At 74.0% G+C, this 26,533-nt stretch carries 27 protein-coding genes and 4 tRNA genes; 19 read left to right on the top strand and 12 right to left on the bottom strand.

From position 1 onward, the window contains the following. Positions 1-18 precede the first annotated feature (18 nt). From murI to AC1DYZ_RS10860, 5 genes are all read left to right on the top strand, one after another. A complete protein-coding gene (gene murI / locus AC1DYZ_RS10880; RefSeq protein ID WP_477065207.1) occupies positions 19-834 on the top strand; it encodes a glutamate racemase in 816 nt (271 codons plus the stop codon). After that, positions 831-1,619, top strand: a complete 789-nt coding sequence (locus AC1DYZ_RS10875; RefSeq protein WP_477065206.1) for an MBL fold metallo-hydrolase — start codon at positions 831-833, stop codon at positions 1,617-1,619. The genes murI and AC1DYZ_RS10875 overlap by 4 nt, the downstream gene beginning before the upstream one ends. Before the next feature lie 131 nt (positions 1,620-1,750). After that, on the top strand, positions 1,751-2,545 hold the full coding sequence (rph, locus tag AC1DYZ_RS10870) for a ribonuclease PH (protein WP_477065205.1): 795 nt from the start codon (positions 1,751-1,753) through the stop codon (positions 2,543-2,545). After that, entirely contained in the window at positions 2,542-3,168 is a 627-nt protein-coding gene (rdgB, locus tag AC1DYZ_RS10865) for an RdgB/HAM1 family non-canonical purine NTP pyrophosphatase (protein ID WP_477065204.1), read from the top strand. Before rph ends, rdgB begins: the two co-directional genes overlap by 4 nt. A 6-nt stretch (positions 3,169-3,174) precedes the next feature. Further along, a complete protein-coding gene (locus AC1DYZ_RS10860) occupies positions 3,175-4,848 on the top strand; it encodes an ABC-F family ATP-binding cassette domain-containing protein (RefSeq protein ID WP_477065203.1) in 1,674 nt (557 codons plus the stop codon). Between the two features lie 11 nt (positions 4,849-4,859). Here the strand turns inward: AC1DYZ_RS10860 and AC1DYZ_RS10855 are convergent, their stop codons facing one another. Beyond that, positions 4,860-5,414, bottom strand: coding sequence for an NUDIX hydrolase family protein (locus AC1DYZ_RS10855; RefSeq protein ID WP_456825920.1), 555 nt, complete (start codon positions 5,412-5,414; stop codon positions 4,860-4,862). A 159-nt stretch (positions 5,415-5,573) separates the two neighbouring features. Here AC1DYZ_RS10855 and trxA point away from each other — a divergent pair, with 159 nt between their 5' ends. Further along, positions 5,574-5,942, top strand: a complete 369-nt coding sequence (trxA, locus tag AC1DYZ_RS10850; RefSeq protein ID WP_370503817.1) for a thioredoxin — start codon at positions 5,574-5,576, stop codon at positions 5,940-5,942. A 142-nt stretch (positions 5,943-6,084) separates the two neighbouring features. On the opposite strand, the gene AC1DYZ_RS10845 is transcribed toward trxA, so the two are convergent. Together AC1DYZ_RS10845 and bcp are read right to left on the bottom strand one after the other, a co-directional pair. Next, positions 6,085-6,170 (bottom strand) — tRNA-Leu (locus AC1DYZ_RS10845). A gap of 48 nt (positions 6,171-6,218) precedes the next feature. Further along, positions 6,219-6,686, bottom strand: a complete 468-nt coding sequence (gene bcp / locus AC1DYZ_RS10840) for a thioredoxin-dependent thiol peroxidase (RefSeq protein ID WP_477065202.1) — start codon at positions 6,684-6,686, stop codon at positions 6,219-6,221. 112 nt (positions 6,687-6,798) lie between these two features. Here bcp and AC1DYZ_RS10835 point away from each other — a divergent pair, with 112 nt between their 5' ends. From AC1DYZ_RS10835 to AC1DYZ_RS10825, 3 genes are all read left to right on the top strand, one after another. Continuing rightward, positions 6,799-7,095, top strand: a complete 297-nt coding sequence (locus tag AC1DYZ_RS10835; RefSeq protein WP_477052384.1) for a GroES family chaperonin — start codon at positions 6,799-6,801, stop codon at positions 7,093-7,095. 131 nt (positions 7,096-7,226) lie between these two features. Further along, complete coding sequence (locus tag AC1DYZ_RS10830) at positions 7,227-7,430, top strand: hypothetical protein (RefSeq protein ID WP_477065201.1); 204 nt, start codon at positions 7,227-7,229, stop codon at positions 7,428-7,430. 66 nt (positions 7,431-7,496) lie between these two features. Further along, a tRNA-Lys gene (locus AC1DYZ_RS10825) sits at positions 7,497-7,572 on the top strand. A 55-nt stretch (positions 7,573-7,627) separates the two neighbouring features. Here the strand turns inward: AC1DYZ_RS10825 and AC1DYZ_RS10820 are convergent. The 4 genes from AC1DYZ_RS10820 to AC1DYZ_RS10805 all read right to left on the bottom strand — a co-directional run bounded on the left by AC1DYZ_RS10820 (position 7,628) and on the right by AC1DYZ_RS10805 (position 10,650). Beyond that, positions 7,628-8,029: a nuclear transport factor 2 family protein gene (locus AC1DYZ_RS10820; RefSeq protein ID WP_477065200.1), complete on the bottom strand. Its 402-nt coding sequence runs from the start codon at positions 8,027-8,029 to the stop codon at positions 7,628-7,630. A 90-nt stretch (positions 8,030-8,119) separates the two neighbouring features. Then, positions 8,120-9,124: a glycine betaine ABC transporter substrate-binding protein gene (locus AC1DYZ_RS10815; protein WP_477065199.1), complete on the bottom strand. Its 1,005-nt coding sequence runs from the start codon at positions 9,122-9,124 to the stop codon at positions 8,120-8,122. A gap of 73 nt (positions 9,125-9,197) precedes the next feature. Beyond that, positions 9,198-9,974 carry an ABC transporter permease gene (locus AC1DYZ_RS10810; protein ID WP_477065198.1) on the bottom strand — a complete coding sequence of 259 codons (777 nt, stop codon included), beginning with the start codon at positions 9,972-9,974 and terminating at the stop codon, positions 9,198-9,200. Between the two features lies 1 nt (position 9,975). Continuing rightward, on the bottom strand, positions 9,976-10,650 hold the full coding sequence (locus AC1DYZ_RS10805; protein WP_477065197.1) for an ABC transporter permease: 675 nt from the start codon (positions 10,648-10,650) through the stop codon (positions 9,976-9,978). A gap of 99 nt (positions 10,651-10,749) precedes the next feature. Here AC1DYZ_RS10805 and AC1DYZ_RS10800 point away from each other — a divergent pair, with 99 nt between their 5' ends. The 3 genes from AC1DYZ_RS10800 to AC1DYZ_RS10790 all read left to right on the top strand — a co-directional run bounded on the left by AC1DYZ_RS10800 (position 10,750) and on the right by AC1DYZ_RS10790 (position 12,903). Next, positions 10,750-11,802 carry an ABC transporter ATP-binding protein gene (locus AC1DYZ_RS10800; protein ID WP_477065196.1) on the top strand — a complete coding sequence of 351 codons (1,053 nt, stop codon included), beginning with the start codon at positions 10,750-10,752 and terminating at the stop codon, positions 11,800-11,802. Further along, positions 11,799-12,728, top strand: a complete 930-nt coding sequence (locus tag AC1DYZ_RS10795; protein ID WP_477065195.1) for an ATP-grasp domain-containing protein — start codon at positions 11,799-11,801, stop codon at positions 12,726-12,728. The genes AC1DYZ_RS10800 and AC1DYZ_RS10795 overlap by 4 nt, the downstream gene beginning before the upstream one ends. A 99-nt stretch (positions 12,729-12,827) precedes the next feature. Next, a tRNA-His gene (locus AC1DYZ_RS10790) sits at positions 12,828-12,903 on the top strand. On the opposite strand, the gene AC1DYZ_RS10785 is transcribed toward AC1DYZ_RS10790, so the two are convergent. Together AC1DYZ_RS10785 and orn are read right to left on the bottom strand one after the other, a co-directional pair. Next, positions 12,882-15,152 carry an FUSC family protein gene (locus tag AC1DYZ_RS10785; RefSeq protein WP_477065194.1) on the bottom strand — a complete coding sequence of 757 codons (2,271 nt, stop codon included), beginning with the start codon at positions 15,150-15,152 and terminating at the stop codon, positions 12,882-12,884. The two genes, AC1DYZ_RS10790 and AC1DYZ_RS10785, sit on opposite strands and share 22 nt — an antisense overlap. A gap of 19 nt (positions 15,153-15,171) precedes the next feature. Beyond that, on the bottom strand, positions 15,172-15,843 hold the full coding sequence (gene orn, locus AC1DYZ_RS10780; protein WP_477065193.1) for an oligoribonuclease: 672 nt from the start codon (positions 15,841-15,843) through the stop codon (positions 15,172-15,174). A 71-nt stretch (positions 15,844-15,914) separates the two neighbouring features. Between orn and AC1DYZ_RS10775 the strand changes: the two genes are divergently transcribed. After that, entirely contained in the window at positions 15,915-16,616 is a 702-nt protein-coding gene (locus AC1DYZ_RS10775) for a phosphatase PAP2 family protein (protein ID WP_477065192.1), read from the top strand. 3 nt (positions 16,617-16,619) lie between these two features. On the opposite strand, the gene AC1DYZ_RS10770 is transcribed toward AC1DYZ_RS10775, so the two are convergent. Both AC1DYZ_RS10770 and AC1DYZ_RS10765 read right to left on the bottom strand, forming a co-directional pair. Next, positions 16,620-16,871, bottom strand: coding sequence for a hypothetical protein (locus tag AC1DYZ_RS10770; RefSeq protein WP_477065191.1), 252 nt, complete (start codon positions 16,869-16,871; stop codon positions 16,620-16,622). 126 nt (positions 16,872-16,997) lie between these two features. Further along, positions 16,998-17,180: a hypothetical protein gene (locus tag AC1DYZ_RS10765; protein WP_477065190.1), complete on the bottom strand. Its 183-nt coding sequence runs from the start codon at positions 17,178-17,180 to the stop codon at positions 16,998-17,000. A gap of 155 nt (positions 17,181-17,335) precedes the next feature. Between AC1DYZ_RS10765 and AC1DYZ_RS10760 the strand changes: the two genes are divergently transcribed. Next, entirely contained in the window at positions 17,336-18,754 is a 1,419-nt protein-coding gene (locus AC1DYZ_RS10760) for an APC family permease (RefSeq protein ID WP_477065328.1), read from the top strand. On the opposite strand, the gene AC1DYZ_RS10755 is transcribed toward AC1DYZ_RS10760, so the two are convergent. Further along, positions 18,716-18,788, bottom strand: a tRNA-Arg gene (locus AC1DYZ_RS10755). The two genes, AC1DYZ_RS10760 and AC1DYZ_RS10755, sit on opposite strands and share 39 nt — an antisense overlap. 118 nt (positions 18,789-18,906) lie before the next feature. Here AC1DYZ_RS10755 and AC1DYZ_RS10750 point away from each other — a divergent pair. The 5 genes from AC1DYZ_RS10750 to AC1DYZ_RS10730 all read left to right on the top strand — a co-directional run. Further along, entirely contained in the window at positions 18,907-20,673 is a 1,767-nt protein-coding gene (locus AC1DYZ_RS10750; RefSeq protein ID WP_477065189.1) for a GTPase, read from the top strand. Further along, positions 20,670-22,157: a GTPase gene (locus AC1DYZ_RS10745; RefSeq protein WP_477065188.1), complete on the top strand. Its 1,488-nt coding sequence runs from the start codon at positions 20,670-20,672 to the stop codon at positions 22,155-22,157. The genes AC1DYZ_RS10750 and AC1DYZ_RS10745 overlap by 4 nt, the downstream gene beginning before the upstream one ends. Before the next feature lie 198 nt (positions 22,158-22,355). Continuing rightward, on the top strand, positions 22,356-22,871 hold the full coding sequence (locus tag AC1DYZ_RS10740; protein WP_477065187.1) for a single-stranded DNA-binding protein: 516 nt from the start codon (positions 22,356-22,358) through the stop codon (positions 22,869-22,871). Positions 22,872-23,030: 159 nt separating this feature from the next. Continuing rightward, complete coding sequence (ettA, locus tag AC1DYZ_RS10735; protein ID WP_456825936.1) at positions 23,031-24,713, top strand: energy-dependent translational throttle protein EttA; 1,683 nt, start codon at positions 23,031-23,033, stop codon at positions 24,711-24,713. Positions 24,714-24,825: 112 nt separating this feature from the next. Then, the coding region (locus AC1DYZ_RS10730; RefSeq protein ID WP_477065186.1) for a dynamin family protein at positions 24,826-26,533 on the top strand (1,708 nt) is incomplete at its 3' end.

The following is a 26,533-nucleotide window of genomic DNA, read 5'->3' as shown; positions in this document are numbered from 1 at the left end:
GCGGTTAGGCTCGTCGGCGTGAACGACGCCCCCCTCGGCATCTTCGACTCCGGCGTCGGTGGCCTCACCGTGGCGCGGTCGATCCTCGACCAGCTGCCGCACGAGTCCACCCTCTACATCGGGGACACCCTCAACACCCCCTACGGCAGCAAGCCGCTCGCCGCGGTGCGCGCGCACGCGCTCGAGGTCATGGACGACCTGGTCGACGCGGGCGTGAAGCTGCTGGTCATCGCGTGCAACACGGCGTCCTCGGCCATGCTGCGCGACGCCCGCGAGCGGTACACGCTGCGCCGCGGGATCCCCGTCGTCGAGGTGATCCTCCCCGCGGCCCGCCGCGCCGTCGCGGCCACCCGGTCGGGTCGGATCGGGGTCATCGCGACCAAGTCCACGGTCGAGTCGCGCTCGTACGACGACGCGTTCGCCGTGGCCCCCGGCGTCGAGCTGACCACCCAGGCCTGCCCGCAGTTCGTCCAGCTGGTCGAGGCGGGCATCACCTCCGGTCCCGAGGTCCTTGCCGTCGCCCACGAGTACCTCGACCCGGTCCGCGCGGCCGGCGTGGACACCCTGGTCCTCGGCTGCACGCACTACCCCCTGCTCACGGGCGCCATCTCCTACGTCATGGGCGAGGAGGTCACGCTGGTGTCGAGCGCGGAGGAGACGGCCAAGGACGTCTACCGCACGCTGGTGGCGCACGACCTGGAGCGCGACCCGGCGGTCGGTCCGCCCACGCACCGCTTCCTGGCCACGGGTGACCCGACGCAGTTCCGCACCCTCGCGCGCCGCTTCCTCGGCCCGGAGGTCGAAGCCGTCGAGTCCAGCTCGGTGCTGCGGTGAGGCTCACGGTCCTCGGCTGCGCCGGGTCGTTCCCCGGCCCGGACTCCGCCGCGTCCGGCTACCTGGTGCAGGCCGACGACGCGGACGGACGCACCTGGACCGTCCTGCTCGACCTCGGCAACGGCGCCCTGAGCGCGCTGCAGCGGTACGGCGACCCCACCGCGCTCGACGCGATCGGGCTGTCCCACCTGCACGCGGACCACGTGGCGGACATGGCCGTCCTCAACGTGCTGCTCCGGTACCACCCGGGCGGCCCGTGCCCGCCCGTCGCCGTGCACGGCCCCGTGGGCACCGCCGAGCGGCTCGACCAGCTGGTCGGCAAGGACCCCGCCACGAGCACGGACGAGCAGTTCGTCGTGTCGGAGTGGGCCGTGGGTTCCCCTGTGGTCGTCGGGCCCCTGGCGCTGGAGCCGGTGCCGGTGAACCACCCCGTCCCCGCCTTCGGCATCCGCGTCACCGGGCCGAGCGATGCCGATCCTGCCCGCGCCGTGACGCTCGCCTACAGCGGCGACACCGACGCGTGCCCCGGGCTCGACGCCCTCGCTGACGGCGTCGACCTCCTGCTCGCCGAGGCGGGTTTCCTGGACGGGCGCGACGACGCCCTGCGCGGCATCCACCTGACCGGGCGGCGGGCCGGCGAGGCCGCGGCCCGCGGCGGCGCCCAGCGCCTGGTCCTCACGCACATCCCCGCCTGGAACGACCCCGCCGTGGTGCTGGCGGAGGCGTCCGCCGTGTACGACGGCCCGATCGAGCTGGCGCGCCCGGGCGGCGTCCACGTCCTCTAGCCCGCGACGTCCGCACTCGAGAGGGTCCTGGCCCGCAGGAGTGCGGACGTCCGTGGGTCTTTGGCCCGCCCCGACCTGCGGAGTGCGGACGTCGTCGGGACGTGTCGGGGTGCGCGGTTAGGCTCGTCCGCATGACTTCTGCTCCCACCACCACACCTGTCGCGCGCGTGCGCGCCGACGGCCGCGCCGCCGACGAGCTGCGTCCCGTGACCCTGACCCGCGGGTTCCTCGAGGCGGGCGAGGGCAGCGTCCTCGTCGAGTTCGGCGGCACCAAGGTGCTCTGCGTCGCCTCGTTCACGCCGGGCGTGCCGCGCTGGAAGAAGGGGTCCGGCGACGGCTGGGTCACGGCCGAGTACTCGATGCTCCCGCGCGCGACCTCCAGCCGGTCCGACCGCGAGTCGGTCAAGGGACGCATCGGCGGCCGCACGCACGAGATCTCCCGCCTCATCGGCCGCTCGCTGCGCGCGATCATCGACGTCTCGGCTCTGGGCGAGAACACGATCGTGCTCGACTGCGACGTCCTGCAGGCCGACGGCGGCACCCGCACGGCGTCGATCACCGGCGCGTACGTCGCGCTGGCCGACGCGGTCGCGTGGGCGGTCGAGAACAAGCACATCCCCAAGAACAAGGTGGTGCTGCGGGACTCGGTGGCGGCGGTGAGCGTCGGCATCGTCGACGGCCTGCCGGTGCTGGACCTCCCGTACGTCGAGGACGTCCGCGCCGAGACCGACATGAATGTCGTGGTCACCGGCTCGGGCACGTTCGTCGAGGTCCAGGGCACCGCCGAGCACGCACCGTTCGACCGCGCGGAGCTCGACTCGCTGCTCGACCTCGCGGTCGCGGGCACCGCGCAGCTCACCGCGCTGCAGGTCGCGGCGCTGGCGTCGGCCCCCGGCGACGGGTCGGCCACCCGGTCGCCGCGGTGAACCTCCCGGCGGGCGCGCGGCTCGTCCTGGCCACGCACAACGCGCACAAGGTCGGCGAGCTGCGCGCGATCCTCGCGCCGGTGCTGCCGGGTCTCGACCCCGCGTCGGTCGTCGGCGCCCGGGACGTCGGGGCCCCCGAGCCGGTCGAGGACGGGCTAACGTTCGCGGACAACGCGCTGATCAAGGCGCGGGCGCTCGCGGCATTCACGGGCCTGCCGGCGGTCGCGGACGACTCGGGACTGGCGGTCGACGTCCTGGGCGGCGCGCCCGGCATCTTCTCCGCACGCTGGGCCGGCAAGCACGGCGACGACGCGGCGAACCTGGCACTGCTCCTCGCGCAGCTGGCCGACATCGCCGCTCCGCACCGCGGTGCCCGCTTCGTGTGCGCGGCCGCGCTGGTGACGCCCGACGGGTTCGAGCACGTCGAGACGGGCACGCTCGAGGGTGTCCTGGCGACGCAGCCGCGCGGCGCGGGCGGCTTCGGGTACGACCCGATCCTTGTGCCGACCGGTGAGACCCGGTCGTGCGCGGAGCTGACGCCGGAGGAGAAGAACGCGATCAGCCACCGCGGCACGGCCTTCCGTGCGCTGGTCCCCACGCTCGCGCGGGTGCTCGGCGGATGACCTGCCGTGAGTGAGGACCTCCCCTCGGTCGACGTCCAGCTCGTCGCCGACGCCGTCACCTACGGCTACCCTGGCCACGCCGTGCTCGACCGCATCGACCTCACGGTCAGCGCGGGGGACCGGGTCGGGATCGTCGGCGAGAACGGTGCCGGCAAGACGACGCTGCTCCGCGTGCTCGCCGGGGAGCTCGATCCCCAGGCGGGGACGGTGCGCCGCACGGGCACGCTGGCGTCGGTCGAGCAGGAGCTCGACGCACCCGGCTCGGCGACGGTCGGCACGTTCGTCGCCGAGGCGCTGGCCGGGGTGCGGGCCGCCGCCGCGGAGCTGGAGGCGGCGATCGCCGCGTTCGACCACGAGTCGGGGGAGATCGCCCGGCTCACCGCGGCCGTCGCGAGGTTCGAGCACCTGGCCGCGTGGGACGCGGACCGCCGGGTCGACGAGGCGCTCACGCGCTTCGGCGCCCCGCGGGACCCGGACCGGCGCCTGGACGAGCTCAGCGTCGGGGAGCGGTACCGCGTGCGGCTCGCCTGCCGGATCGGTGAGCGCGCGGACCTGCTGCTGCTCGACGAGCCGACCAACCACCTCGACGTCGCAGGAATCGACTACCTCACCGCGCAGCTGCGGCACTGGCCCGGTGCCGTCGTCATCGTCACGCACGACCGTCGCCTGCTGGACGACGTGATGACGGCGATCCTCGACCTGGACCCCTCGATGGACGGGCGGCCGGCGCTGTATGGGGCGACGAGGTACTCGGACTACCGGTTCCTCAAGAGCCAGATGGTCCGGCGCTGGCGCGCGCGGTACCGGGCCGAGCGCAAGCGCGCGATCGCGCTGGCCGAGCGGCTCGACTCGACGTACGAGAACCTCTCCGACGAGTGGCGCCCGCCCAAGGGCTCCCAGACCCACCGGCGGGCCACCCGGGCGCGCGGGCATGTGAAGGCCGCGGACCGCCTCATCCAGAAGCTCGAGGCCGAGGCCGTCGAGGTGCCCGCCCCGCCGCTCGTGCTCTCGTTCCCCGACCTGCCGTCGCTGCCGGCGCAGCCGCAGCCCGGGCCGCTGCTCGACGTGCGTGCACCGCTCGTGGTGGGGCGGCTCGACCTGGCGGGCGTGCGGATCGACGTCCCGGCGTGCGGGCGGCTGCTGGTCACCGGACCCAACGGCTCGGGCAAGTCGACGCTCCTGGCGGCCCTCGCCGGATCGGTCGCACTCGACCGCGGGGTCCGCACGATCGCCCCCGGGGTCCGGCTCGGCGTGCTGGCCCAGGAGGGCCCCACCGAGCACGCGGCCGCCGTCGTCGCGCACCCGCGGGCCGCGGGCGTGGCCGAGCAGCTCTCGGGGTTCGACGCCTACGCCCGGCACGCGCTGACGCTGCTCGAGGCCTCGCTGCTCGACCCCGCCCAGCTGGTCCCCGTCGCGGCGCTCGGGCTGCTCACCGAGGAGGACCTCGACCGCCCGCTGCGCGAGCTGTCCGTGGGGCAGCGCCGCCGGTTCGACCTGGCGTGCGCGTTGCTCGCGGCGCCGCACGTGCTCATCCTCGACGAACCGACCAACCACCTCTCGGTCGGTCTCGTCGACGAGCTCACGGCCGCGCTGCGCGCGACGTCCGCCGCGGTCGTCGTCGCCACCCACGACCGTCGCATGCGGGCGGATCTCGCGGACTGGCCCGAGCTCAGCCTCTGAACGGGAGCGGGTCAGGGCAGGCGGCCGACGTGTCCCATCGCCTGCCGCAGGAGCAGTCCCTGGCCGCCGTTCATCTCGAACTGGATCTGCTCGGAGCACGCCTCCTCGGGCGTCATCCACGCCAGGTCGATCGCGTCCTGCTGCGGCCGGCAGTCGCCCAGCACGGGCACCACGTACGCGAGCGAGACCGCGTGCTGGCGAGCGTCGTGGTACGGCGTCACCCCCGGCGTGGGGAAGTACTCCGCGACCGTGAACGGCTGCGGGGACGACGGGATCTGGGGGAGCGCGACGGGCCCGAGGTCCTTCTCGATGTGCCGCACGAGGGCGTCGCGCACGCGCTCGTGGTACATCACGCGCCCCGAGACGAGGGCACGGGACATCACGCCCTCCTGGGTCACGCGCAGCAGCAGGCCGACCTGGACGACGTCACCTGAGTCGTCCACGCGCACGGGGATCGCATCGACGTAGAGGATGGGCAGCTGGGCACGGGCGCGGGAGATCTCGTCGGCACTCAACCAGCCGGCGGGGCGTTCGGGGCCGCGGGGGTACTCGGCGGAAGCGGTCACCGACCATGTCTACCCCGTCGCAGAGGCCGACGCCGACGCGGCGCGCTCACCCACCCGGATCGCGTCCAGGTGTGGATCGCTACACCCTCGGGAATAGTCGTCGGTGGTTGCGTGCTCTACCTCCCAGCAACTGGCAGCAACCGAGACTGGAGGAACGTCATGGCGACGACTGAGCTGACCGGCAGCACGATCGGCCAGACCATCAAGGACAACGAGATCGTCCTGGTCGACTTCTGGGCGGAGTGGTGCGGACCGTGCAAGCGCTTCGGCCCCGTCTTCGAGGACTCCTCGGAGAACCACCCGGACGTCGTGCACGCGAAGGTCGACACCGAGGCCGAGCAGGAGCTCGCCGCCGAGCTGCAGATCTTCTCGATCCCGACCCTCATGGCCTTCCGCGACGGGATCCTGGTCTTCAACCAGGCCGGCGCGCTGCCCGCTCCCGCGCTGGAGCAGGTGGTCGAGGCCGTGAAGGCGCTCGACATGGACGAGGTGCGCGAGAAGATCGCCGCGGCCGCGACGACCGCCTGACCTGATGCACAGCACGGCCGGTCCCCGACGGGGACCGGCCGTTCTGCATGCTCGGTCCGACGTGGCGTAGGTCTGGAGCTCGGCGGCCCGGTGGGCGCCCGTGCGTGCGGAAGCGCCGGTCTCGCTACCGCGCGGGCTGTTTTGGTGCGGGAGACGGGAGTCGAACCCGCACGCCCTCTCGAGCACCAGGACCTAAACCTGGCGTGGCTGCCATTTCACCACTCCCGCGCAGCGGAAGTTTCCCACATGCGTGGCGTCGGGCGGGGAGGCCTCGCCTCAGGCGACCTTGAGGTCCCGGCGCAGCTTGGCGACGTGCCCGGTGGCCTTGACGTTGTACTGCGCGAGCTCGACGCGGCCCTCGGCGTCGACGACGACGGTCGAGCGGATCACGCCGACCACGGTCTTGCCGTAGTTGAGCTTCTCGCCCCAGGCGCCCCAGGCCTCGAGCACGGCGTGCTCCGGGTCGGAGCCCAGCGGGAACGTCAGGTGCTCCTGCTCGACGAACGCGGCGAGCTTGTCGACGGAGTCCGGGGAGACACCGACGACCGCGAACCCGGCTCCCTGCAGGGACGCGAGGTTGTCCCGGAAGTCGCACGCCTGCGTCGTGCAGCCGGGCGTCATGGCGGCCGGGTAGAAGTACACGATCACGCGGCGGCCGCGCAGGTCGGAGAGGGTCACGGTCCCGCCGTCGGCGGTCGGCAGCGTGAAGTCGGGGGCGAGGTCGCCGACGGCGAGGCGAGGCACGGTGTCTCCTGGCGTGGGTGGATGCGGGCTGGCGTCAGCCTACGACGGCCCGCGAGGTAGCGTCGGGCGCGTGAGCACCCCCACGTCCGGGCAGGCCGAGCTGCCCATCCGCATGCTGAACGACCGCCTGCTCGTCTCGCTCGACGGCGAGGCGGGGGAGCGGCGCTCGTCCGCCGGCATCGTCATCCCCGCGACCGCGGTCGTCGGCAAGCGCCTCGCCTGGGGTGCGGTCGTGGCCGTCGGGCAGCACGTCCGGCAGGTCCAGCTGGGCGACCGCGTGCTCTTCGACCCCGAGGACCGCGCCGAGGTCGAGCTCAGCGGCGCGACGTACGTGCTCCTGCGGGAGAAGGACGTGCACGCCGTCGCCGAGCCGCGCGCCACCGGTGAGGGAACCGGGCTGTACCTCTGAGCGTTCCCTCTACGCGGCGTGCCGGTCCCGGCGGCGTCGGCGTAGCGACTTGCCCCACCGGGATCGCGGTGGTGGCATGAGTGGATGGGACATCCCGGACGAGCGTCCGGGGGCCGAGGAGGTCGACCGAGATGACTGAGCACGACGCCACCCCCGCGGTCCCCGACGACAGCGAGGCCACGCAGCACGTCCTCGACCTGCTTGCCGAGCACGTCCCGCTGGCGCTCATCGTCGACCTGGCGACGCCCGAGGCGACGTCCGCCGAGATCCTCGAGGCGGAGGGTCTGCCCGACCAGGAGTGGTGGGAGCAGCCTCCCCTCGCCGAGGATGCGTGACGGTCGTCACGACGGCGCCTTTCGATTGGCAGATCGGGCGTCCGGCCTGCTAGCGTTCTCAACCGCGCGCCATTAGCTCAATTGGCAGAGCAGCTGACTCTTAATCAGCGGGTTCGGGGTTCGAGTCCCTGATGGCGCACCACCCGGAGGGCCTCCCACCAGCGACAACGCTGGAGGGAGGCCCTCCGTCGTCGGTGCTACCGGGGCCGGGAGAGGTGCTCGACAGCGGCCTCGATGTCCTCGTCGGCGTCGGCGACGGGTTCCATGTACAGCCGGCCCGCGACGATCTGGCCGTCGCGGATGTCGAAGATCGTGACGCCGCCCATCGCGAAAGGTGAGCCGTCGGCGAACGTGCCCCGCCACCGCCACTCGCCCCACTCGCGGTCGCCGTCAGACGCGCACGCGACCAGCTCCGACGAGTAGTCGGGAACCCCCACGAACATCGAGGTCCAGTTGGCGAGCACCTGCGCCCGCCCGACGAACGTCCGGCCCGGGTGGACGGGCTGGGCACTGTCGTAGTCGACCGCGAAGAGCGCCGCGAGGCGGGCCGGGTCGTGGGAGTTGCCGGCCTCGTGCAGGCGCTCGTGCATCGTCGCCATCCCACCGAACGTAGTCCTGTGCGCGGCGGACGTCAGCAGGCCCGGCCGGATCTCCCCGGCCGGGCCTGCTGCTGACTGGTCGGTCGTTCGTCAGCTGTCGGCGGCGAGGGACCCGTCGCTCGACAGCACCAGCCCGATGGCCGCCTCGCCCTGGCGAACGGCCTGGCCGATCAGGCCGAAGTCGTACGACTTGAAGTCGGCGAACTCGATCCCGTAGGTGTCCTCCAGGCCCAGCTGGCAGAACGGCCGCTCCGGGCACTCGGCGGGGCCGGCCAGCACGAGCCCGCCGCAGGTGGCGGCCAGGTCGCTGAGCGTCTTGAGGTCGTGCTTCGCGGCGAACTCGCTCGTCACCGCGAACGCGTTCTGGTCCTGCGCCGCGGACGGCTTGCCCACGACAAGGCCGGCGGCGTCCGCGAGCGGGGTCAGTGCGGTCACCGTGGCGTCGACGTCGGCGGACGCGACCGACGCCGCGTCGGCGCCGTTCTGCTGCGCGTTGAGGAAGTCGGCGAGCGTGGCGGCGTACTCGGGGACGGCCGTGAGCGTGCCGTCCGCCAGCGGCGGCAGGTACGTCTCCCGGTTGCCGATGGTCCGCACCTCGACCGTGTAGCCGGCGCTGCGCAGCACGGCGGCGTAGATCTCGGCGAGCGTGGCGCTCTCCGAGAAGTTGGCGGCGCCGACGACCAGCGACGTGCCCGCGCCGGGTGTTTCCGTCGCGGCCAGCTTCTCGGTCTCGACGAAGTCGGCGGCCACTTCGCTGGAGGTCTTCCGGTCGATGTCGACGGCCTTGTTGAGCTCGATGAGCTTGTCGGTGTCGAGCGCCGCGGAGACCGTGTCCAGCAGCTCGATCACGGACGGGTTCGCCGCGGCGGCGGCCTTGTTCACCGCCGGGATGATGTTGTCGGCGTTCTGCAGGCCCTTGTCGTCCTCGAGGACGACCAGCTTGTCGCCGGCGATCGGGTCGCAGGTGGCGAGCCCGGAGCTGCCCGACGAGGTCGGTTCGGCCTCGCCGCCGCCCGAGCCGGGAGCGCCGCACGCGCCGAGGGCCAGGGTGGCGACGGCGATCAGGGTCAGGGTGGTGGAGCGTCTCGCTCGCATCGTGCTCTCCTCGGGGAGTCGGCGGGGGGAGGGAACGGTGTCCCGGGGTGACGGACGGGAGCCGTCGACGTGGTCAGGAGGATGGGCCGGTCCTATTCGATCCGCTCGCCGCGGGCTGGGCAAGCCCTGAGGACGTGGTACTTGACCGGCGCGTTCGCCCGCTGGGGTCCTCCGAGGTGTCCCGAGCGAGCGCGCGCAGGCCCCGGGGCGTCATGAAGTGCTGGACGATCGCGAGCAGACCCTCGGACACGAGGCACAGCGCCGCGACCAGGATCCCGCCCGCGAGCACCTGCCCGTAGTCCTGGGTGCCGAAGCCCGTGACCACGATGGTGCCGAGGCTCCGGCCGCCCACGAGGGCCGCGAGCGGGACGGTCGCCAGCACCTGCACGGACGCCGTGCGGATGCCGGCCGCGATGAGCGGGACGGCGAGGGGGAGCTCGACGGCCCACAGGCTGCGGCGGCCGGACATGCCGACCCCGCGGGCCGCGTCGCGCACGTCGGCGTCGACCTCGCCGAGACCCGTGACCGAGTTGGTCAGCAGCGGCGGGACGGCAAACACAGCGCACGCGAGCACGGTGGCCGTGTTGCCGAACAGCCCGCTGGCCGCCAGCAGCGTGAGCAGCGCCAGGGTGGGCAGCGCCCGCGTCGTGTTGGCGACGACGACCCCGGCCGTGCCCCCGCGGCGGCGGTGGCCCAGCCACAGGCCCACCGGGAGGGCGACGACGGCGGCGAGGAGCACCGCGAGCACCGACACGATGATGTGGTCGCGCGTCAGGGCCAGGACCCCGTTGCGACCCGTCCAGTTGAGCGGGTCGTTGAGCCAGGCGATCGCTTCGCTCAGGATGTCCACGTCACACCGGCCTCTCGACGCGCGCCCACGGCGTGAGCCGTCGCCCGACGAACGCGAGCACCAGGTCGCAGACCAGCGCGAGCAGCAGGCACAGCACCGTCGCCGTCATGATCTCGGCGTGGTAGTTGCTGCGGAACCCGCGGAACATCAGCTGCCCGAGGCCGCCGTAGCCGACCACGACGCCGACCGTGACCAGCGCGACCGTGGTGACCGTGGCCAGCCGGAGGCCGGCGACGATGCTGGGCAGCGCCTGCGGGAGCTCGACCGCGAAGAGCATCCGGGTCCGGCCGTAGCCCATGCCGCGCGCGGCGTCCTTCACCGCGGGGTCCACGCCCTGCAGGCCGACGAGGACGTTCCGGGTGAGCACCAGCAGCGCGTAGGACACGAGGCCGATGAGCACCGTGACGCGGCCGATGCCCGTGTACGGGGCCAGGATGGCGAACAGGGCGAGGGACGGCACCGTGTACAGGACGCCGGCGACGCCGAGCACCGGACCCGCCAGCCGGGGCCGCAGGTGTGCGAACGCGCCGAGCGGCAGCGCGATGACGAACGCGATGACGACGGCCTCGACCGTCAGTGACGCGTGCTGCTCGAGGGCGCGCCCGATGTCCGCACTGTTGTGCTGGACGTACTCCCACGAGAACCACGGGTTGGGCGGGGCCTGGGCCAGACGCATCCCGTGAACGTACCGGGGCCCTCCGACAGGCGCGCCCCCAACGGGCTACGTCGTCAGCAGGCGGTGCGGTTGTCGGACGCAGGCACTAGCGTCCGGGAGGTGGCAGACGACCCGGCGATCGCCTTCGAGCACGTCAGCAAGTCGTACGCGCGCAACGAGACGGGCTCCGGCGCGGCCGTCGACGATCTGTCCCTCCAGGTGCTCCCCGGCGAGGTGCTGGTGCTGGTCGGGCCGTCCGGCTGCGGCAAGTCGACCACGCTGCGCATGGCGAACCGCCTGGTGGAACCGACATCGGGCCGCATCCTGCTCGAGGGCGAGGACGTCACCAGCGTGGACCCGGTGGGCCTGCGACGCCGGATGGGCTACGTGATCCAGAACGTCGGGCTGTTCCCGCACCGCACGGTCGCCCAGAACGTCGCGACGGTGCCGGGGCTGGTCGGCTGGGACCGCAAGCGGACGAGTGCGCGCGTGGACGAGCTGCTCGACCTCGTCGGCCTCGACCCGGACCGTTACGCCCGCCGGTACCCGCACGAGCTCTCGGGCGGCGAGCGCCAGCGCGTCGGCGTCGCGCGGGCGCTGGCCACGGACCCCCCGGTGCTGCTCATGGACGAGCCGTTCGGCGCCGTGGACCCCGTCGGGCGCCGCCGCCTGCAGACGGAGTTCGCCCGCATCCAGCGGACCGTCGGCATCACGGTGATGCTGGTGACGCACGACATCGACGAGGCCGTGCGGATGGCGGACCGCGTCGCCGTGCTCAGCCCCGGCGCCCACATCGAGCAGCTGGCATCCCCGCTCGACGTGGTGGCCCGTCCGGCCACCCCCGCGGTCGCGGACCTGGTGGGTCGCGGGCGCACGGCCCGGCTGCTCGCGCTCGGGCGCCTCGAGCCGGCGGACCTCGACCCCGTGGACCCGGCGAGCGTCGGACCGGAGACCGAGGACGGTGCGTTGCGTGTGGGAGCCGAGCTCGGCGACGTCCTCGCCGCGTTCGTCGGCGCCGACGGGCCGCTGCCCGTGCGGGACGGTGACGGCCGCGTCGTGGGCAGCGCCACCCCGGCCACCGTCGTGCGGGCGCTGGACCGCCTCACCGAGGCGGCAGACGAGACGCACGCCACAACCGGCGGCGACACCCCCGTCGGTACGCTGCGCACGTGAACACGCAGCCGCAGACCGCCCGCCTCGCGCTCGCCACCTGCGCGGCGCTGCCCGAGCTCGACACCGACGACCACGCCCTGCGTGACGCGCTGCTCGAGCGCGGCATCCCGACGGACGCCGTCGTGTGGGACGACCCGACCGTGGACTGGGGCACGTACCCGCACGTCCTCATCCGCTCGACGTGGGACTACACCGACCGGCCCGCGCAGTTCGCCGACTGGACCCGCAAGGTCGAGCGCTCCAGCACCCTGCTCAACCCCGCGGCGGTCGTCGGCTGGAACATCGACAAGACCTACCTGCGGGACCTCGAGAAGGCCGGGCTGCCCATCGTCCCGACCATCTGGCTCGACCCCGAGCGCAACCACGACTCCCGCGCCATCCACACGCGGTTCCCGGCGTTCGGCGACTTCGTCATCAAGCCGACCGTCAGCGCCGGCTCGCGGGACACGGGCCGGTACGACGCGGGCATCACGCAGCAGCGGTCGCTCGCGATCACGCACGCGAAGAACCTGCTCAGCGTCGGGCGCCGCGTGATGATCCAGCGGTACCTGCGCAACGTCGACACGGTCGGCGAGACGGCACTGGTGTTCGTCGACGGCCAGTTCAGCCACTCCGTCCGCAAGGGCGCGCTGCTGGACGGGCCCTACCGCGAGCAGCTCGCGGACGAGCTGTACCGCCAGGAGATCATGACGGCGCGCGAGGCGAGCGAGGCCGAGCGCGAGGTCGCAGAACGCGTGGTCGCCGCCCTGCCGAGCATCGTGCCGGGCGCCGACGGACCGCTGCTCTACGCGCGCGTCKACCTCATCCCGGACGACGACGGCAACCCCGTGGTCCTCGAGGTCGAGCTCACCGAGCCGTCACTCTTCTTCGCGCACGGCGAGGGTTCCGCGCAGCGGTTCGCCGACGCGGTCGTCGCTCGCCTCTGACGCACCGGAGTGGCCGAGGCCACTACGGACGGGTTCCAGAAGTGGTCTCCGGCTCGGGTACACTTCTGGACGCCCCGGCGTGCGCGTCGGGGGATCGTGGTGGCTATAGCTCAGGTGGTAGAGCACCTGGTTGTGGTCCAGGGGGTCGCGGGTTCAAGTCCCGTTAGCCACCCCATCGCGTCGGGCGTCGACCAGCTGGTCGGCGCCCGACGTCGTTCCCGGGGCCGTCTCCGCGCCCAGGCACAGCCGCTCGACCGGCCCGCTGAGCCTGGCCGACAGCGCCGCGGTGTCGTCGAGGAACAGCCCGACCCACGCCAGCTGGAGCTCGCGGCGCGCCACCGCGTCGCTGCGTGGCCGGCGGGCCGCCGCCAGGAGCCCCACGACTCGCTCCTGCGTGTCGGCGGGCAACGGCGGGGGCACCGGGAGGCCCCGCTGCACGAGCGCGCCGGCGATGCCGTGGTACCAGCCCTGCGCGCCTGCCGAGCGGCTGAGCAGCAGCGCGGGGATCTGCCCGTCGCCGTCGGGCGGGAGGGGGTCCGGATGCGGGAACCGGTCCATCGCCTCGGCGACGAGGCGCAACCGACCCACGCCGTTGACCACCGCCGTCACCGTCTCCAGGCCCTCCGGTCGGATCCCGCGCTCGGCCAGGTACTGTCGCAACGCACCGTCGAGCCGCAGGGCCGCGGAGGCGGCTGCCGGCTCCGCGGTGCGAGGCAGCTCGGGGGTGATCGTGCGGCGCACCGTGTCCGCGAGCAGGTCGGCGGCCGTCCGGTACGCCTCGGCCAGCGCGTGCCGCACCCGGGCGTCGGCGCTCCCCGGCCACAACAGCAGCCCGACGACCAGGGCGGCCGCGCACCCGATCGCGACGTCCTGCACGCGCACGAGCCCCACCTCCCAGCCGACCGGCGCCAGGATGTTGAAGAGGATGAGAACGGCGACCGTGAAGGCGGCCTGACCCGCGGCGAACGACACCGTCTGCGGTGCGAACCCGGCGACCAGCACGGCCAGGGGCAGCAGCACCCACAGCGTCGCCGGACCCGAGCCGACGAGCAGGATCAGCCCGCCGCCGACGACGAACCCCGCGACCGTGCCCAGCAGCGCGCGCAGGACGGTCGACGTGGTGGTCAGCGCCGAGGTCCGCAGCACCGACATCGCGCCGAGCACCACCCAGAAGCCATGGTCGACGTGGCTGAGCTGCGCGACGAGGACGGCGACGGCCAACCCGGCGCCGATGCGCAGGCTGTTCTGCAGCCACACGGAGTCGCGGTGCACCTGCTGCGCGGCCAGGCGACCCGCCGCCGTGACGGGTCCGACCGCGAGCGGCGTGGCGCCGCGACCGAGCAGCCGGTCGACCAGGGGCCGGGCATCGGCCGCCGCCGAGGCCGCAGCGGTCCGGCCCGCGAGCTCGGCGGCATAGGCCCACGCGTGTGCCCGCTGCGCGTGGTGGTCGACCTGGTCGGCGGTGGGCGGGACACCGTGCACGAGCTCGTCGGCCAGCTCGTCGACGKCCGCCCGAYGGGTGTCGGCCAGCGCCGCGAGGGCGGCGTCGAGGTGGCKCCGGGCGTCGGCGGACGCGGCCGAGTGCGGGTCGGGGCGCAGCACCGCGCCCGATGCCGTGAGCACCGCGGCGCACGACCGGACCACCTGGAGGGTCCACGCCGGCCAGCCCGCGACCGCCGCGGGGTGGGACACGCGGACCAGCTGGTGCAGCCACTCGAGCTCGTCGGAGAGGCGCAGCAGCAAGCGGCTGCCGGTGGTGAGGGTGACGGGCCGGTAGGCGGTGCCGCGCAGCGCCCGGCGCAGGTCGGCAAACCCAGTAGACACAGGGTCCACCTCGTCGGCCGGGCGCGCGTCGCACAACGCCGCCAGCTGGGCACCGAGCGCGCCGCAGGCGGCCGCCGAGGTCGACCGCAGCCGGTCGTGCTCGCGGGGCGGCCAGAGCAGCAGCGCCGCCGGCACGCAGACCACGGCGGCGAGGCCCCACCCGAGCAGCCGGGACGGGATCTCCGACGTCGCGGCGGGCACCGTCACCGGCAGGATGAACAGGAGGAGCGTGGCGTTGCGCGCGGACGCGATCGCCGCGGAGACGGTCCCGGCGAAGGCGACCAGGGTGCCGACGACGAGCATCCCGAGCGTGGCCGCCCACCACGACGCCGAGACCAGCGTGCCGAGGCAGATCAGCACGCCCCCGACGACCACCAGGCCGGCGTACGAGCCGAGCCGACCCGCCGGGCTGCCGGGGAAGTCGGCGAACAGCAGGAGGGMGAACGACCCGAAGACCCCGAACGTGACCACCTGCGGGTCGTGGAGGAGCAGGTCCGAGATCGCGAGAACCGTCGTCGCCGCGAGCGTGAGCCGCAGGGCCCGGTGCTGGGCGTATGCCTCGGGGTCGTGGCGGCGCAGCCATCGTCGAAGACGGTGCACCTGACCTCCGACCCCGCGCTCAGCCTTCCGGCAGCAGCGCGCCCTTGACCGACGTCGCGACGACCTCCGCGGCGATCTTCTTCGCGGCCGCGGAGTCGGGGCCGGGCTGGGCGGGCAGGAGCGCCGCCCGGTAGTAGCGCAGCTCGTCGATGCTCTCGAGGATGTCCGCGAGCGCGCGGTGGCCGCCGTTCTTGCGCGGCGAGGCGAAGTAGACCCGCGGGTACCAGCGGCGGGCGAGCTCCTTGATCGACGACACGTCGATCACTCGGTAGTGGAGGTGGCCGACGAGCTCGGCCATGTCGCGGTCGAGGAACGCCTTGTCGGTGCCGACCGAGTTTCCCGCCAGCGGCGCCTTCCCGGCGTCCGGCACCCAGGCGCGGATGTACTCGAGCACCTTGGCCTGCGCGTCCTCGAGTGTCGTCCCGCCGGCCAGCTGCTCGAGCAGGCCGGACGTGGTGTGCATGGTCCGGACGAAGTCGTTCATCTGCTCGAGCGCCTCGCCGGGCGGCGCGATGATGACGTCGACGCCCTCGCCGAGCACGCGCAGCTCCGAGTCGGTGACGACCGCGGCGACCTCGACCAGGGCGTCGGCGCCGAGGTCCAGGCCGGTCATCTCGCAGTCGATCCAGACGATGCGGTCGGCACTCTCGTGTCCGGGGGTGGCGGGCGCGGGAGTCGGCGTGCTGGTCACGCAGGTCAGCCTAGGGGGCGACGCGGGGTTCCTGCGCTCGCGCGGACACGTGGCGCCGGTAGCGTCGGCTCGTGCCCGACGACGAGAGCCCCCCGCCGCAGTGGCTCGTGGCCCTCCGTGCGCGCCCGACGCTCTGGGCGGTGCTGCCGGGCCTGCTGCTCGTCGTGGTGGGCCTCGCCGTGTTCTTCGGTGTGCTCGACGCCGTCCGGGAGAAGGACGACCTGTGGAACCTCGACCAGCCGATGCTCGACTGGATGGTCGCTCATCGCACCACCGGTCTGACCGCGGCGCTGGCCGCGATCACGTTCGTGTCGGGGCCGATCGTGCTGCCCATCGTCGTCGGCGTGGCGTGCGTGGTGTGGGGCATGGTGCGGCGCGAGTGGTGGCGGCCGGTGCTGCTCGCGTCGGCCATGGTCGGCTCGACGCTGCTCGGCCTCGCCGTCAAGGGGCTGGTCGACCGCCCGAGGCCGCCGTCCGAGACGATGGTGGTGCCGGGCGCCGAGGTGACGGCATCGTTCCCGTCGGGGCACACCCTCGGGACGGCGACGCTGCTGCTCGTCGCCGGTTACCTCGTCTGCAGCCGGAACCCGTCGGTCTGGCGGATCGTGCTCTGGGGCGTCGCGACCGTCGTCGGCACCGCGCTCGTCGCGCTGAGCCGGCTCTACCTCGGGTACCACTTCCTCACCGACGTCGTGGCGGCGGCCGGGCTCGCGGTCGCGGTGCTCGGCGTGGTGTCCGTGGTCGACCGGCTGCACACGGGTCCGCCGGGCTGAGCCCTAGACAGCGGTGTCGTCGTGACCCGGGACCGTCGAGGCCAGCCAGCCCGCGACCGGGACGACGACGGCGATGGCGCCGGCGATCCAGAAGCTCGCGGTCCACGAGGTGCCGGCCCAGCGCAGGACGCCGAGCGTGGCCGCGCCGGCCGCGAGCCCGAGGCCGATGCGTTCGAGCCAGAGGACGACGTGCCGCGCGAGGCGCTTGGGCAGCGGCTGCTCGGCTGCCGGGTCCGGCGTGGCGTGCCGGCCCATCAGCGGGTCCCTGGGCGCCGTGGGCGCAGGCAGGGCAGCGGCGACATGGCGTCATGGTGGCACGCGCGACGACGGGCGCGGACCACCCCGCGTGTGCAGGGTGGTCCGCGCCCGTGGTGGTGCGGGTCAGCGAGCGTCGACGAGCTGTGGCTGGCGCGCCGGGACGCGCCGCGGATCCGGTGGCCGACCGATGTTCTCGGACGGCTGTCTGACGTGCCGCGCGGCAGCGCGGACGCGTGCGTGATGGGACTGAGCGAGGCGCTCGGAGTGATCCTGGCGCGCGAGCTCGAGATAGATGTTCGGGTTCACGGTGTGCTCCTGGGCATGACGGTGTCAGGGCCGAAGGCCCGGACTATGGGTGGTGTGGGAGTACTCGACCACGTCGGTGTGGTCGTCGTCACATCATTTTTCTGCCGGTTTCTCCCGATTTCGTGAGGCCGTCCTTCGATGCCGACGCTGGCGGGATGTCGACGGACGTCGCCTGTCTGCCGCATGGTCGTGAGGGGAGTGCCGGGAGAGGCTGCAGCGTGCCCGTCCTCGCCGCCCCGACCGCGCCTGCCGACGCCCAGCCACGCATCGGTCTGGCGCTCGGCTCCGCCCTGTACGTCGCGTCCGTGCTCGGGACCGGGATCCTGCTGCTGCCCACGCTCGCCGCCCGGGCGGCCGGCCCCGCCTCCCTGGTCGCCGTCGCCGCCGTCCTGCTGGCCTCGGTCCCGCTGGCGGCGACGTTCGCCGCCCTGGCCACGCGGCACCCGGACTCGGGCGGCGTCGCGACCTACGTCCGGCTCGCCCTGGGAGCGACCGCGGCGCGGATGACCGGCTACTGGTTCTTCTTCGGCGTGTGCGTCGGCTCGCCGGTCGTGGCGCTGCTGGGTGCGCAGTACGTCGTCGCCATGCTCGGCGGCACGCAGTGGCAGGTGTACGCCGTGGGCGCCGCGTTCCTCGTCCCGCCGCTGGTCACGAACGCGGTCGGGCTGCGCCTGGCGGGGCCCGTCCAGCTGATGCTGACGGGCGCGCTCGTCGTCCTGGTGGTCGGGGTCGTCCTGGTCTCGTTGCCCGCGGCCGACCCCGTGGCCCTCGTGCCGTTCGCGCCGCGCGGCTGGACCGGCGTCGCCGCCGCCGCGAGCCTGTACGTCTGGGCGTTTGCCGGCTGGGAGGCCGTCACGCACATGGCGGGGGAGTTCCGCGACCCGCGGCGCACCATCCCGCGGGCCACCGCGATCGCGCTCGTGGTCGTCGGTGCCGCGTACCTCGCGCTGCAGTACGTGACCGTGACCGTGCTGGGCGAGGCGGCCGCGTCGTCGGACGTCCCGCTGATGGATCTGGTCGACGTGGGGCTGCCGGGTGTCGGGCGGGTGCTGGTGGCGCTCGTCGCCGGGATCGTCACGCTCGGCGTGCTCGGCACGTACCTCGGGGCGTTCGCCAAGCTGGGAGCGTCGCTCGGCCGCGACGGCGACCTGCCCCGCTGGGTGGCGCGGGGAGCGCAGCCGGGCGGCGTGCCGCGACGTGCGCTGGTCGTCGTCGCCGTGCTGGCCGCGGTGTACTTCGCGATCGCCGTCGCCACCGGCGGCGAGCTCGCGCCGTTCGTGCTGGTGCACACCAGCTGCATCGTCGCCATCTACGCCGCCGGGACCGCGGCGGCCGTGCGGCTGCTCCCGCGGGGGACCCGGGGGTGGTGGGCGGCCGTGCTCGCGTGCGCGCTGTCGCTGGTGCTCGTCGTGCTCGCGGGATGGCACCTGGTGGTGCCGCTGGGGCTCGCGCTGGTGGCGGTGGCGGTCGGTGCGACCCGCCGACGCAGGGTGCCCCGGCGGGACTCCACCGGCGCGGCGCCGGCCGATGGTGGGCGCCCCCGGCAGGACTCGAACCTGCAACCGACGGATTAGAAGGCCGTTGCTCTATCCGTTGAGCTACGGGGGCTGGGCGTGCGCCCACAGCCTAACGGCGAGGCGCGGGATCCTCGGTTCCGGGCGAACCGCACGCATCCGCCCCGCGTGGCGCGTTTTGCCAGGTCAGATCGCACCGCGACAATGGTCGCGTGAGCGCGCAGCCCGGCACGGCGCCAGTGCAACCCGCGCAACCAGTGCGGCCGCTGGCTGCACCGGCGCGCCATGCCGCCGTGGACCCGCGCGACGTCCTCGCTCGACCTCTCGCGGCGACCTCCCTGCTGGACGCGGTGCGTGACCTGCGCCGCGACGTGGAGGCGACCGGCTTCCCGCTGGAGATCGACGGCATCACGTCCGCCCGGGCCTCGCGCGCGCGCCTGGTCGACCAGCTGGGCGAGCACCTGGTGCCGCGCCTCACGGAGCTGTCCGCGCCCGCGGTCGTGGTGGTGTCGGGGTCGACGGGCGCCGGCAAGTCCACGCTGGTGAACTCGCTGGTGCGGGCCGAGGTGAGCACGGCCGGCGTGCTGCGGCCCACCACCCGGCGTCCCGTGCTCGTGCACCACCCGCTCGACACGGAGCTGCTGTCGCACCACCCGGTCCTCGAGTCGGTGACGGTCGTCTCCGACGAGCACGTCCCGCGCGGCATCGCGCTGCTCGACGCCCCCGACCTGGACTCGGTGCTGGAGTCGAACCGGGAGTCGGCCCACCGGCTGCTCGAGGCGGCGGACCTCTGGCTCTTCGTGACGACGGCTGCGAGGTACGGCGACGCGCTTCCGTGGCGGGTGCTCCAGGGCGCGGTCGAGCGCGGGGCGTCGATCGCGATGGTGCTCAACCGGGTTCCTCCTGAGTCGCTGCCGACGGTCCGCGGGGACCTGCTGGACCGGCTGCGTGGGCACGGGCTGCAGGGGTCGCCGTTGTTCGTCGTCCCGGACCTGGGCCCGCACGAAGGCTTGCTCCCGGCGCCCGTCGTCGCGCCGATCCAGCGCTGGCTAGCGATGCTGGCCGGGCCGGACCGGGCACGCACGGTGATCGGCCGCACGCTGCGAGGGTCCCTGTCGGCGCTGCGCCCGTGGGTCGACGAGCTGGCCGAGGCCGTGCAGGCGCAGGCGGACGCGGCGAGCAGGATCGCGGCCGTGCTCGACGAGGTCATCGAGGCGCCGACCGCGCAGGCGGCGGCGTCCATCAGGGGCGGGGCCGTCGCGGACGGCGCCGTCCGGGCGCGCTGGTCGGAGCTCACGGCGGACGGCGCCCCGCTCGCGGGGATAGTCCGGTCGTCGGGTCGCGTGCGTGGGTCGGCGCGCGAGGGCCGTGCCCGGGCCGCCGCTGCCGCCCCGCTCGTCGACGACCTGACGCACTCGGCGGCCGCCGTGCTCACCGCGGCCGGTGCGCAGACCGAGGAGGTGCTGCGCGCGGCGCTCACCGCGCCCGAGCAGCCCGAKGGCGGCGCGTCGGTCGACGCGGCGTGGGTGGCCACCGGGTTGCGGGCCGGACGGCGGGCGGCGGCCGAGCAGGCCGCGCGTGCGTGGACCGCGCAGGGCCCGCGGGTGGTGCGGGCTGCGCTCTCGAGCGGTCCGGCGGAGTCGTCGGCCGACGGCGTCGCCCGCCCCCGCCGGGACGTCGCGCKGGAGGCTCGTCGGCGGCGCAAGGCCGAGCACGCGCTCGGGGACGACGGGCTGGCCGCTGTGGCGCTCGCCGCCGCCGCCGGTGTCCGCGACGCGCACGACCTGCTGGTGGACCTGATCGACACCGCCGGTGAGCGGGCCGTCGAGGAGCTGCGCGACGACCTGGTGGCGCAGGTCGCCGGCCAGGTGGCGGTCGAGCGTTCCGCCGTCGGCGACGTGCTCGCCGACCCCGACCTCGCCGAGGACGCCGCGTCGCGGCTCCGCCTGCGGCTCGCCGTGCTGAAGGGACTCACGTGACCGCGCTGCCCGACGGACCGCTGCACGGCGACGAGACGGCCGCGCTCGCGGTCCGAGTCGACGCGCTGGACCGCGCGCTCGCGGTCGGCGGCACGCGCCTTGCTCCCGCCGTCGTGGCGAGTGTCGTCGCCACCGTGGACGGCGTGCGCGAGCGCCTCGCCCTCGGGGTGGACCACACCGTCGTCGCCCTCGTGGGCGGCACCGGGTCCGGCAAGTCCAGCCTGTTCAACTCGATCTGTCGGCTCGACTTCGCGGACGTCGGGGTGCGTCGCCCCACCACCTCCGAGATCACCGCGTGCGTCTGGGGGCACGACGGAGGTCCGCTGCTCGACTGGCTCGGCGTCGTGCCCGACCGCCGCATCGAGCGCGAGAGCCTGCTCGACGGCGAGTCGGAGGCCGCGCTGCGCGGGCTCGTGCTGCTCGACCTGCCCGACCACGACTCGATCGCGCCCGAGCACCGCGAGGTGGTCGACCGCCTGCTGCCGCAGGCCGACCTGCTCGCCTGGGTGGTGGACCCCCAGAAGTACGCGGACGACGCCCTGCATAGCGGCTACCTGCGCCGGCTCGTCGGCCACGAGGCGTCGATGGTCGTGGTGCTGAACCAGGTGGACACCGTGCCCGAGGACGTCCGGGAGGAGCTGGTGGCCGACGTCGAGCACCTGCTGGTCGACGACGGTCTCACCGGCGTGCCGGTCCGCGAGGCGTCAGCCCGCACCGGCGAGGGCATCGGTGTGCTGCGCGAGCTGCTCGCGACCGCCGTGAGCTCGCGCTCGTCCGCCGCGCGTCACGCGGGTGCGGAGATCAACGACGCCGCAGCGCTGCTCGCCGCCGAGGTCGCCGCCCGAGAGCCCGCGCCCGCCGCCCTGTCCGTCGTCGACGTCGTCGACCGGCTGTCCACCGCGATCGGGCTGCCGTCCGTGGCCGCCGGTGTCGCCACGGCCGTCCGCGCCGGATCGGCCGGGGCGCCCGGGTTCGGGGTCGTGCAGGAGGACACGGTCGGGCTCGCCCGTGCTGCCTGGCTGGACGCCGTCACCAGCGGGCTGCCTCGCCGGTGGGGGCAGGACGTCGCGTCACGGATCGCCTCGACCGCCGAGATGCGGCTCGCGGTGACCGACGCGGTCACGCATCTCGCCGTGTCGACCCGGCGCTCCGCCCTGTCGCGGTTGCTGCTGGTCGCCGCCGTCGTGMTCGCGGGTGCGGCGGTGCTCGTCGGGTCGATCGCGGTCGGGTCGCTGGTCGGGGGGACGCGCTCGAACAGCTGGGCGCCGGTCGCGGCGGTGGTCCTGCTCGTGGCCGCGGTGGCGGCCGCGATCTGGTCCGTCGTCGCCCGTCGCGCGGCCGCTCGTCGGCGGTCCGCCMGGGTGCTGCACGACGGGCGGGTGGCGCTCGAGAGCGTGGCTCGCGCGCGGCTCGCCGTGCCGACCGAGGCCGTGCTGTCCGAGCACCGCACCGTGCGCGAGCTGATCGCGACCGCCCGCGGCTGAGCCGTGGTGGGTGCGGCCGCGCACTGCGTTGCGTCGTGGCCGGGCCACCGCCGACGGCGCGACTGAGCCGCCCACAGCCCCGCGTCCCGCGTGCGCCGTCCACGTTCTCGTCAGACCGCCGCACGACGGGTCCGCGCACGGACAGCCTGGTCGCACCAGCCCCGCAGCCGTCGGGGCGCCGCGCACTGGAGGCATCGCATGAGCACGCAGACCTTGGACCTGACCGTGGTGGGGTGGATCGGCACCGAGCCCAAGATCTTCCACGAGACCGACGGCGGCGTCCCGTACGCGACGTTCCGCGTGGGGAGCACGCGCCGCTGGTTCGACAAGGGCATCGGTGCCTGGCGGGACGCGCAGACGGAGTGGTTCCACGTGAAGGTGTTCCGCGCGATGGCCGTGAACGCCGCGCGCTCGCTGCGCAAGGGTGACCCGGTGATCGTGCAGGGCCAGCTCTCGACCGAGGAGTGGGCCGGGCCGGAGGGGCCGCGCACCACGCTCGTGCTCGAGGCGAGCGCGCTGGGGCACAACCTGGTGTTCGGCAGCAGCCACTTCGCGCGGACGGTGAGCGCGGCCGCGGCGGCGGGCTCCGACGACGCCCCGGCTGACGTCTCCGACCTGGAGGAGCTTCCCGACGACGACGAGGCCGGCCTGGCTCCGGTTGACGGGCCCGAGCTGGACGTCGAGCCGGAGCTCGCGCTGGCCGCGGCCAGGTGATCGCCTAGGCTGGGGCACCGGCGCCCGACGAGGCGACAGGTCGGACCGCGCGCACGCGTGCTGCGCGGTCGGCCCGCCGCCGGCGGTGCCGGTCAGCAGTGCCCCGAGCCAGGTCAGCGCCKGGGCGACCCCACGATCACCGAGGCGGACGAAGAGCCAGTGGCTGAGTTCATCTACTCCATGTACAAGACGCGCAAGGCGCACGGCGACAAGGTCATCCTCGACGACGTCACCCTGAACTTCCTGCCGGGCGCCAAGATCGGCGTCGTCGGTCCCAACGGTGCCGGCAAGTCGACGATCCTCAAGATCATGGCTGGCCTGGACCAGCCGTCGAACGGCGAGGCGCGCCTGAGCCCGGGGTACACCGTCGGGATCCTGCAGCAGGAGCCGCCGCTGAACGAGGCGAAGACCGTGCTCGGGAACGTCGAGGAGGGCGTCGCCGAGATCAAGGGCAAGCTCGACCGCTACAACGAGATCTCGGCGCTGATGGCCGAGCCCGACGCCGACTTCGACGCGCTGCTGGCGGAGATGGGTGTGCTGCAGGAGGCCATCGACGCCGCCGACGCGTGGGACCTCGACGCCCAGCTCGAGCAGGCCATGGACGCGCTGCGCTGCCCGCCGGCGGACGCGGACGTCACGGTCCTGTCCGGTGGTGAGCGCCGCCGGGTCGCCCTCTGCAAGCTCCTGCTGGAGAAGCCGGACCTGCTGCTCCTCGACGAGCCGACCAACCACCTGGACGCCGAGAGCGTGCTCTGGCTCGAGGCGCACCTCAAGGACTACCCGGGCGCGATCCTGGCCGTCACCCACGACCGGTACTTCCTCGACCACGTCGCCGAGTGGATCTGTGAGGTCGACCGCGGCCGCCTGTACCCCTACGAGGGCAACTACTCGACCTACCTGGAGAAGAAGGGCGAGCGCCTCGCCATCCAGGGCAAGAAGGACCTCAAGCTCGCCAAGCGACTCAAGGACGAGCTCGAGTGGGTTCGGTCCAACGCCAAGGGCCGCCAGACCAAGTCGAAGTCGCGCCTCGCGCGCTACGAGGAGATGGCTGCGGAGGCGGACCGCACCAGGAAGCTCGACTTCGAGGAGATCCAGATCCCGCCGGGCCCGCGCCTGGGCTCGATCGTCCTCGAGGCCAAGGACCTGGAGAAGGGCTTCGACGGGCGCGTGCTCATCGACGGTCTGAGCTTCACGCTGCCGCGCAACGGCATCGTCGGGGTCATCGGCCCGAACGGCGTCGGCAAGACCACGCTGTTCAAGACGATCGTCGGGCTCGAGCCGCTGGACAAGGGCGAGCTCAAGGTCGGCGAGACGGTGTCGATCTCGTACGTCGACCAGTCCCGGGGGGGCATCGACCCCAAGAAGACGCTCTTCGAGGTGGTCTCCGACGGGCTCGACTTCCTCAAGGTCGGCAACGTCGAGATGCCGTCGCGGGCCTACGTCGCCGCGTTCGGGTTCAAGGGTCCGGACCAGCAGAAGCCGGCCGGCGTGCTGTCCGGTGGTGAGCGAAACCGCCTCAACCTCGCGCTCACGCTCAAGCAGGGCGGCAACCTGCTGCTGCTCGACGAGCCCACCAACGACCTGGACGTCGAGACCCTCGGCTCGCTGGAGAACGCCCTGCTGGAGTTCCCCGGCTGCGCGGTCGTGGTCTCCCACGACCGGTGGTTCCTCGACCGGGTGGCGACGCACATCCTGGCCTACGAGGGGACCGAGGAGAACCCGGCGAACTGGTACTGGTTCGAGGGCAACTTCGCCTCCTACGAGGAGAACAAGGTCGCGCGGCTCGGCGCCGACGCGGCCCGCCCGCACCGGGTGACGTACCGCAAGCTGCGCCGCGACTGAGTGCTCGACCAGGCCGCCCGTTCCTTCTGGGAGCGGGCGGCCTCGTCGTCGGTGCGCCGCCTGCGACCTGCGCCGATACGCTCGACACGACCTGCGAGAGGCGGTGCCGGCGATGGAGCACGACGAGCTCGTCGACGCGCTGCTCGCGCTGCGCACGGAGGTGGCCGACCTGCGCCTCCCGCTGGAGGCGGCGACCGCCGTGGCCGGTCGGGCGGACCGGACGAGGGTCCTCGACCAGCTCGACGACTACCTGCTGCCGCGCCTGCGCGACCCCGGCGCCCCGGTGCTCGTGGTGGTCGGGGGCTCGACCGGGGCAGGCAAGTCGACCGTGGTGAACTCCCTCGTCGGCGCGGAGGTCAGCCCGTCCGGGGTGCTACGGCCGACCACCCGGTGGCCGGTGCTGGTGCACCACCCGCTGGACGTGCGGTGGTTCAGCTCGGACCGGGTGCTGCCGTCCCTGAGTCGCGCGACCGCCGCGCCGGAGGCCGGGACCCGGCCGGGTCTACGGCTCGTGGCGTCGGAGGCGCTGCCGGTGGGACTCGCGCTGCTGGACGCTCCGGACGTGGACTCGGTCGAGGAGGGCAACCGCATCCTGGCCGCCCAGCTGCTGGGCGCCGCGGACGTGTGGCTGTTCGTGACCACCGCCGCGCGGTACGCCGACGCGGTGCCGTGGGAGCTCTTGGCGGACGCTGCGCGCCGCGGCACCCACCTGGCCCTCGTGCTGGACCGGGTCGACGCCGGCGCCGAGACCGCGGTCGGCGACCACCTGCGCCAGATGCTCGCGGATGCGGGCCTCGCGTCGGCGACGGTCGTCGTGGTGCCGGAGGTGCAGCTCGAGAACGGGCTCCTGCCGGAGTCGGCCGTCGGCCCCGTCGCCGACTTCCTCACCACCACGGCCACCGATCCGCAGGTGCGCGCGGCCGCGCTCGCGGAGACGTGGGACGGCGCCGTGGCCGACGTGTCCCGCCGGGCTCTCGACCTCGCCGCGGCGGCGGACGACCAGCGGGCGGCGGACGTGCGCCTGCGCGGGGCGGTCACGGCCGCGTACGCCGCGGCGGCCGCGCAGGTGGAGGCGGCCACCTCGGACGGGTCGTTGCTGCGCGGCGAGGTCCTCGCCCGGTGGCAGGACGTCGTCGGCACGAGCGAGTGGTTCCGGTCCCTGGAGGAGGGCGTCTCGCGGTTGCGCGACCGCGTCGTCGGCTTCGTGCGCGGTCGCCGACCGGCGGAGCCGGCGCTGGTGGAGGCCGTCGCGCACGGTCTCGCGGCCGTCCTGCAGGACGCGGCCGAGGCCGCCGCCGAGACCGCGCACTCCGCCTGGCGGCACGACCCGGCGGGGCGGGCGCTGCTCGACGGGCTCGCCCTGTCCCGGGCGTCGGGTGACCTGCGCACGCGCTCGGCAGCACAGGTGCGCGCCTGGCAGAGCGACGTGCTCGCGCTGGTGGAGACGGAGGGCGCCGGGCGGCGGACGGCCGCGCGCGCGTACTCGTACGGGATCAACGGCCTCGGCGCCGTCCTCATGGTCGCGGTCTTCGCATCGACGGGCGGCCTCACCGGTGCGGAGGTGGGCATCGTCGGCGGGACTGCGCTCCTCGCGCAGCGCGCGCTCGAGGCCGTGTTCGGCGACGACGCCGTCCGCCGGCTCACGCGGGAGGCCCACGAGCGGCTCGCCGTTCGCACCGACGCGCTGCTGGACGAGGAGGCCGCCCGGTTCACGCGGCAGCTGGACGCGACGGGCGCGGCGTCACGCGACGGCGACGGCCTGCGCGGCGCCGCCGCCCGGCTGCACGCAGCGATGGTTGCCCGTCCGGCGGCGGCGGCCT

The sequence above is a fragment of the Cellulomonas sp. P1_C4 genome, assembly GCF_056406355.1.
The sequence above is the reverse complement of the archived record's forward strand: the minus strand, read 5'-3'. Positions and strand labels throughout refer to the sequence as shown.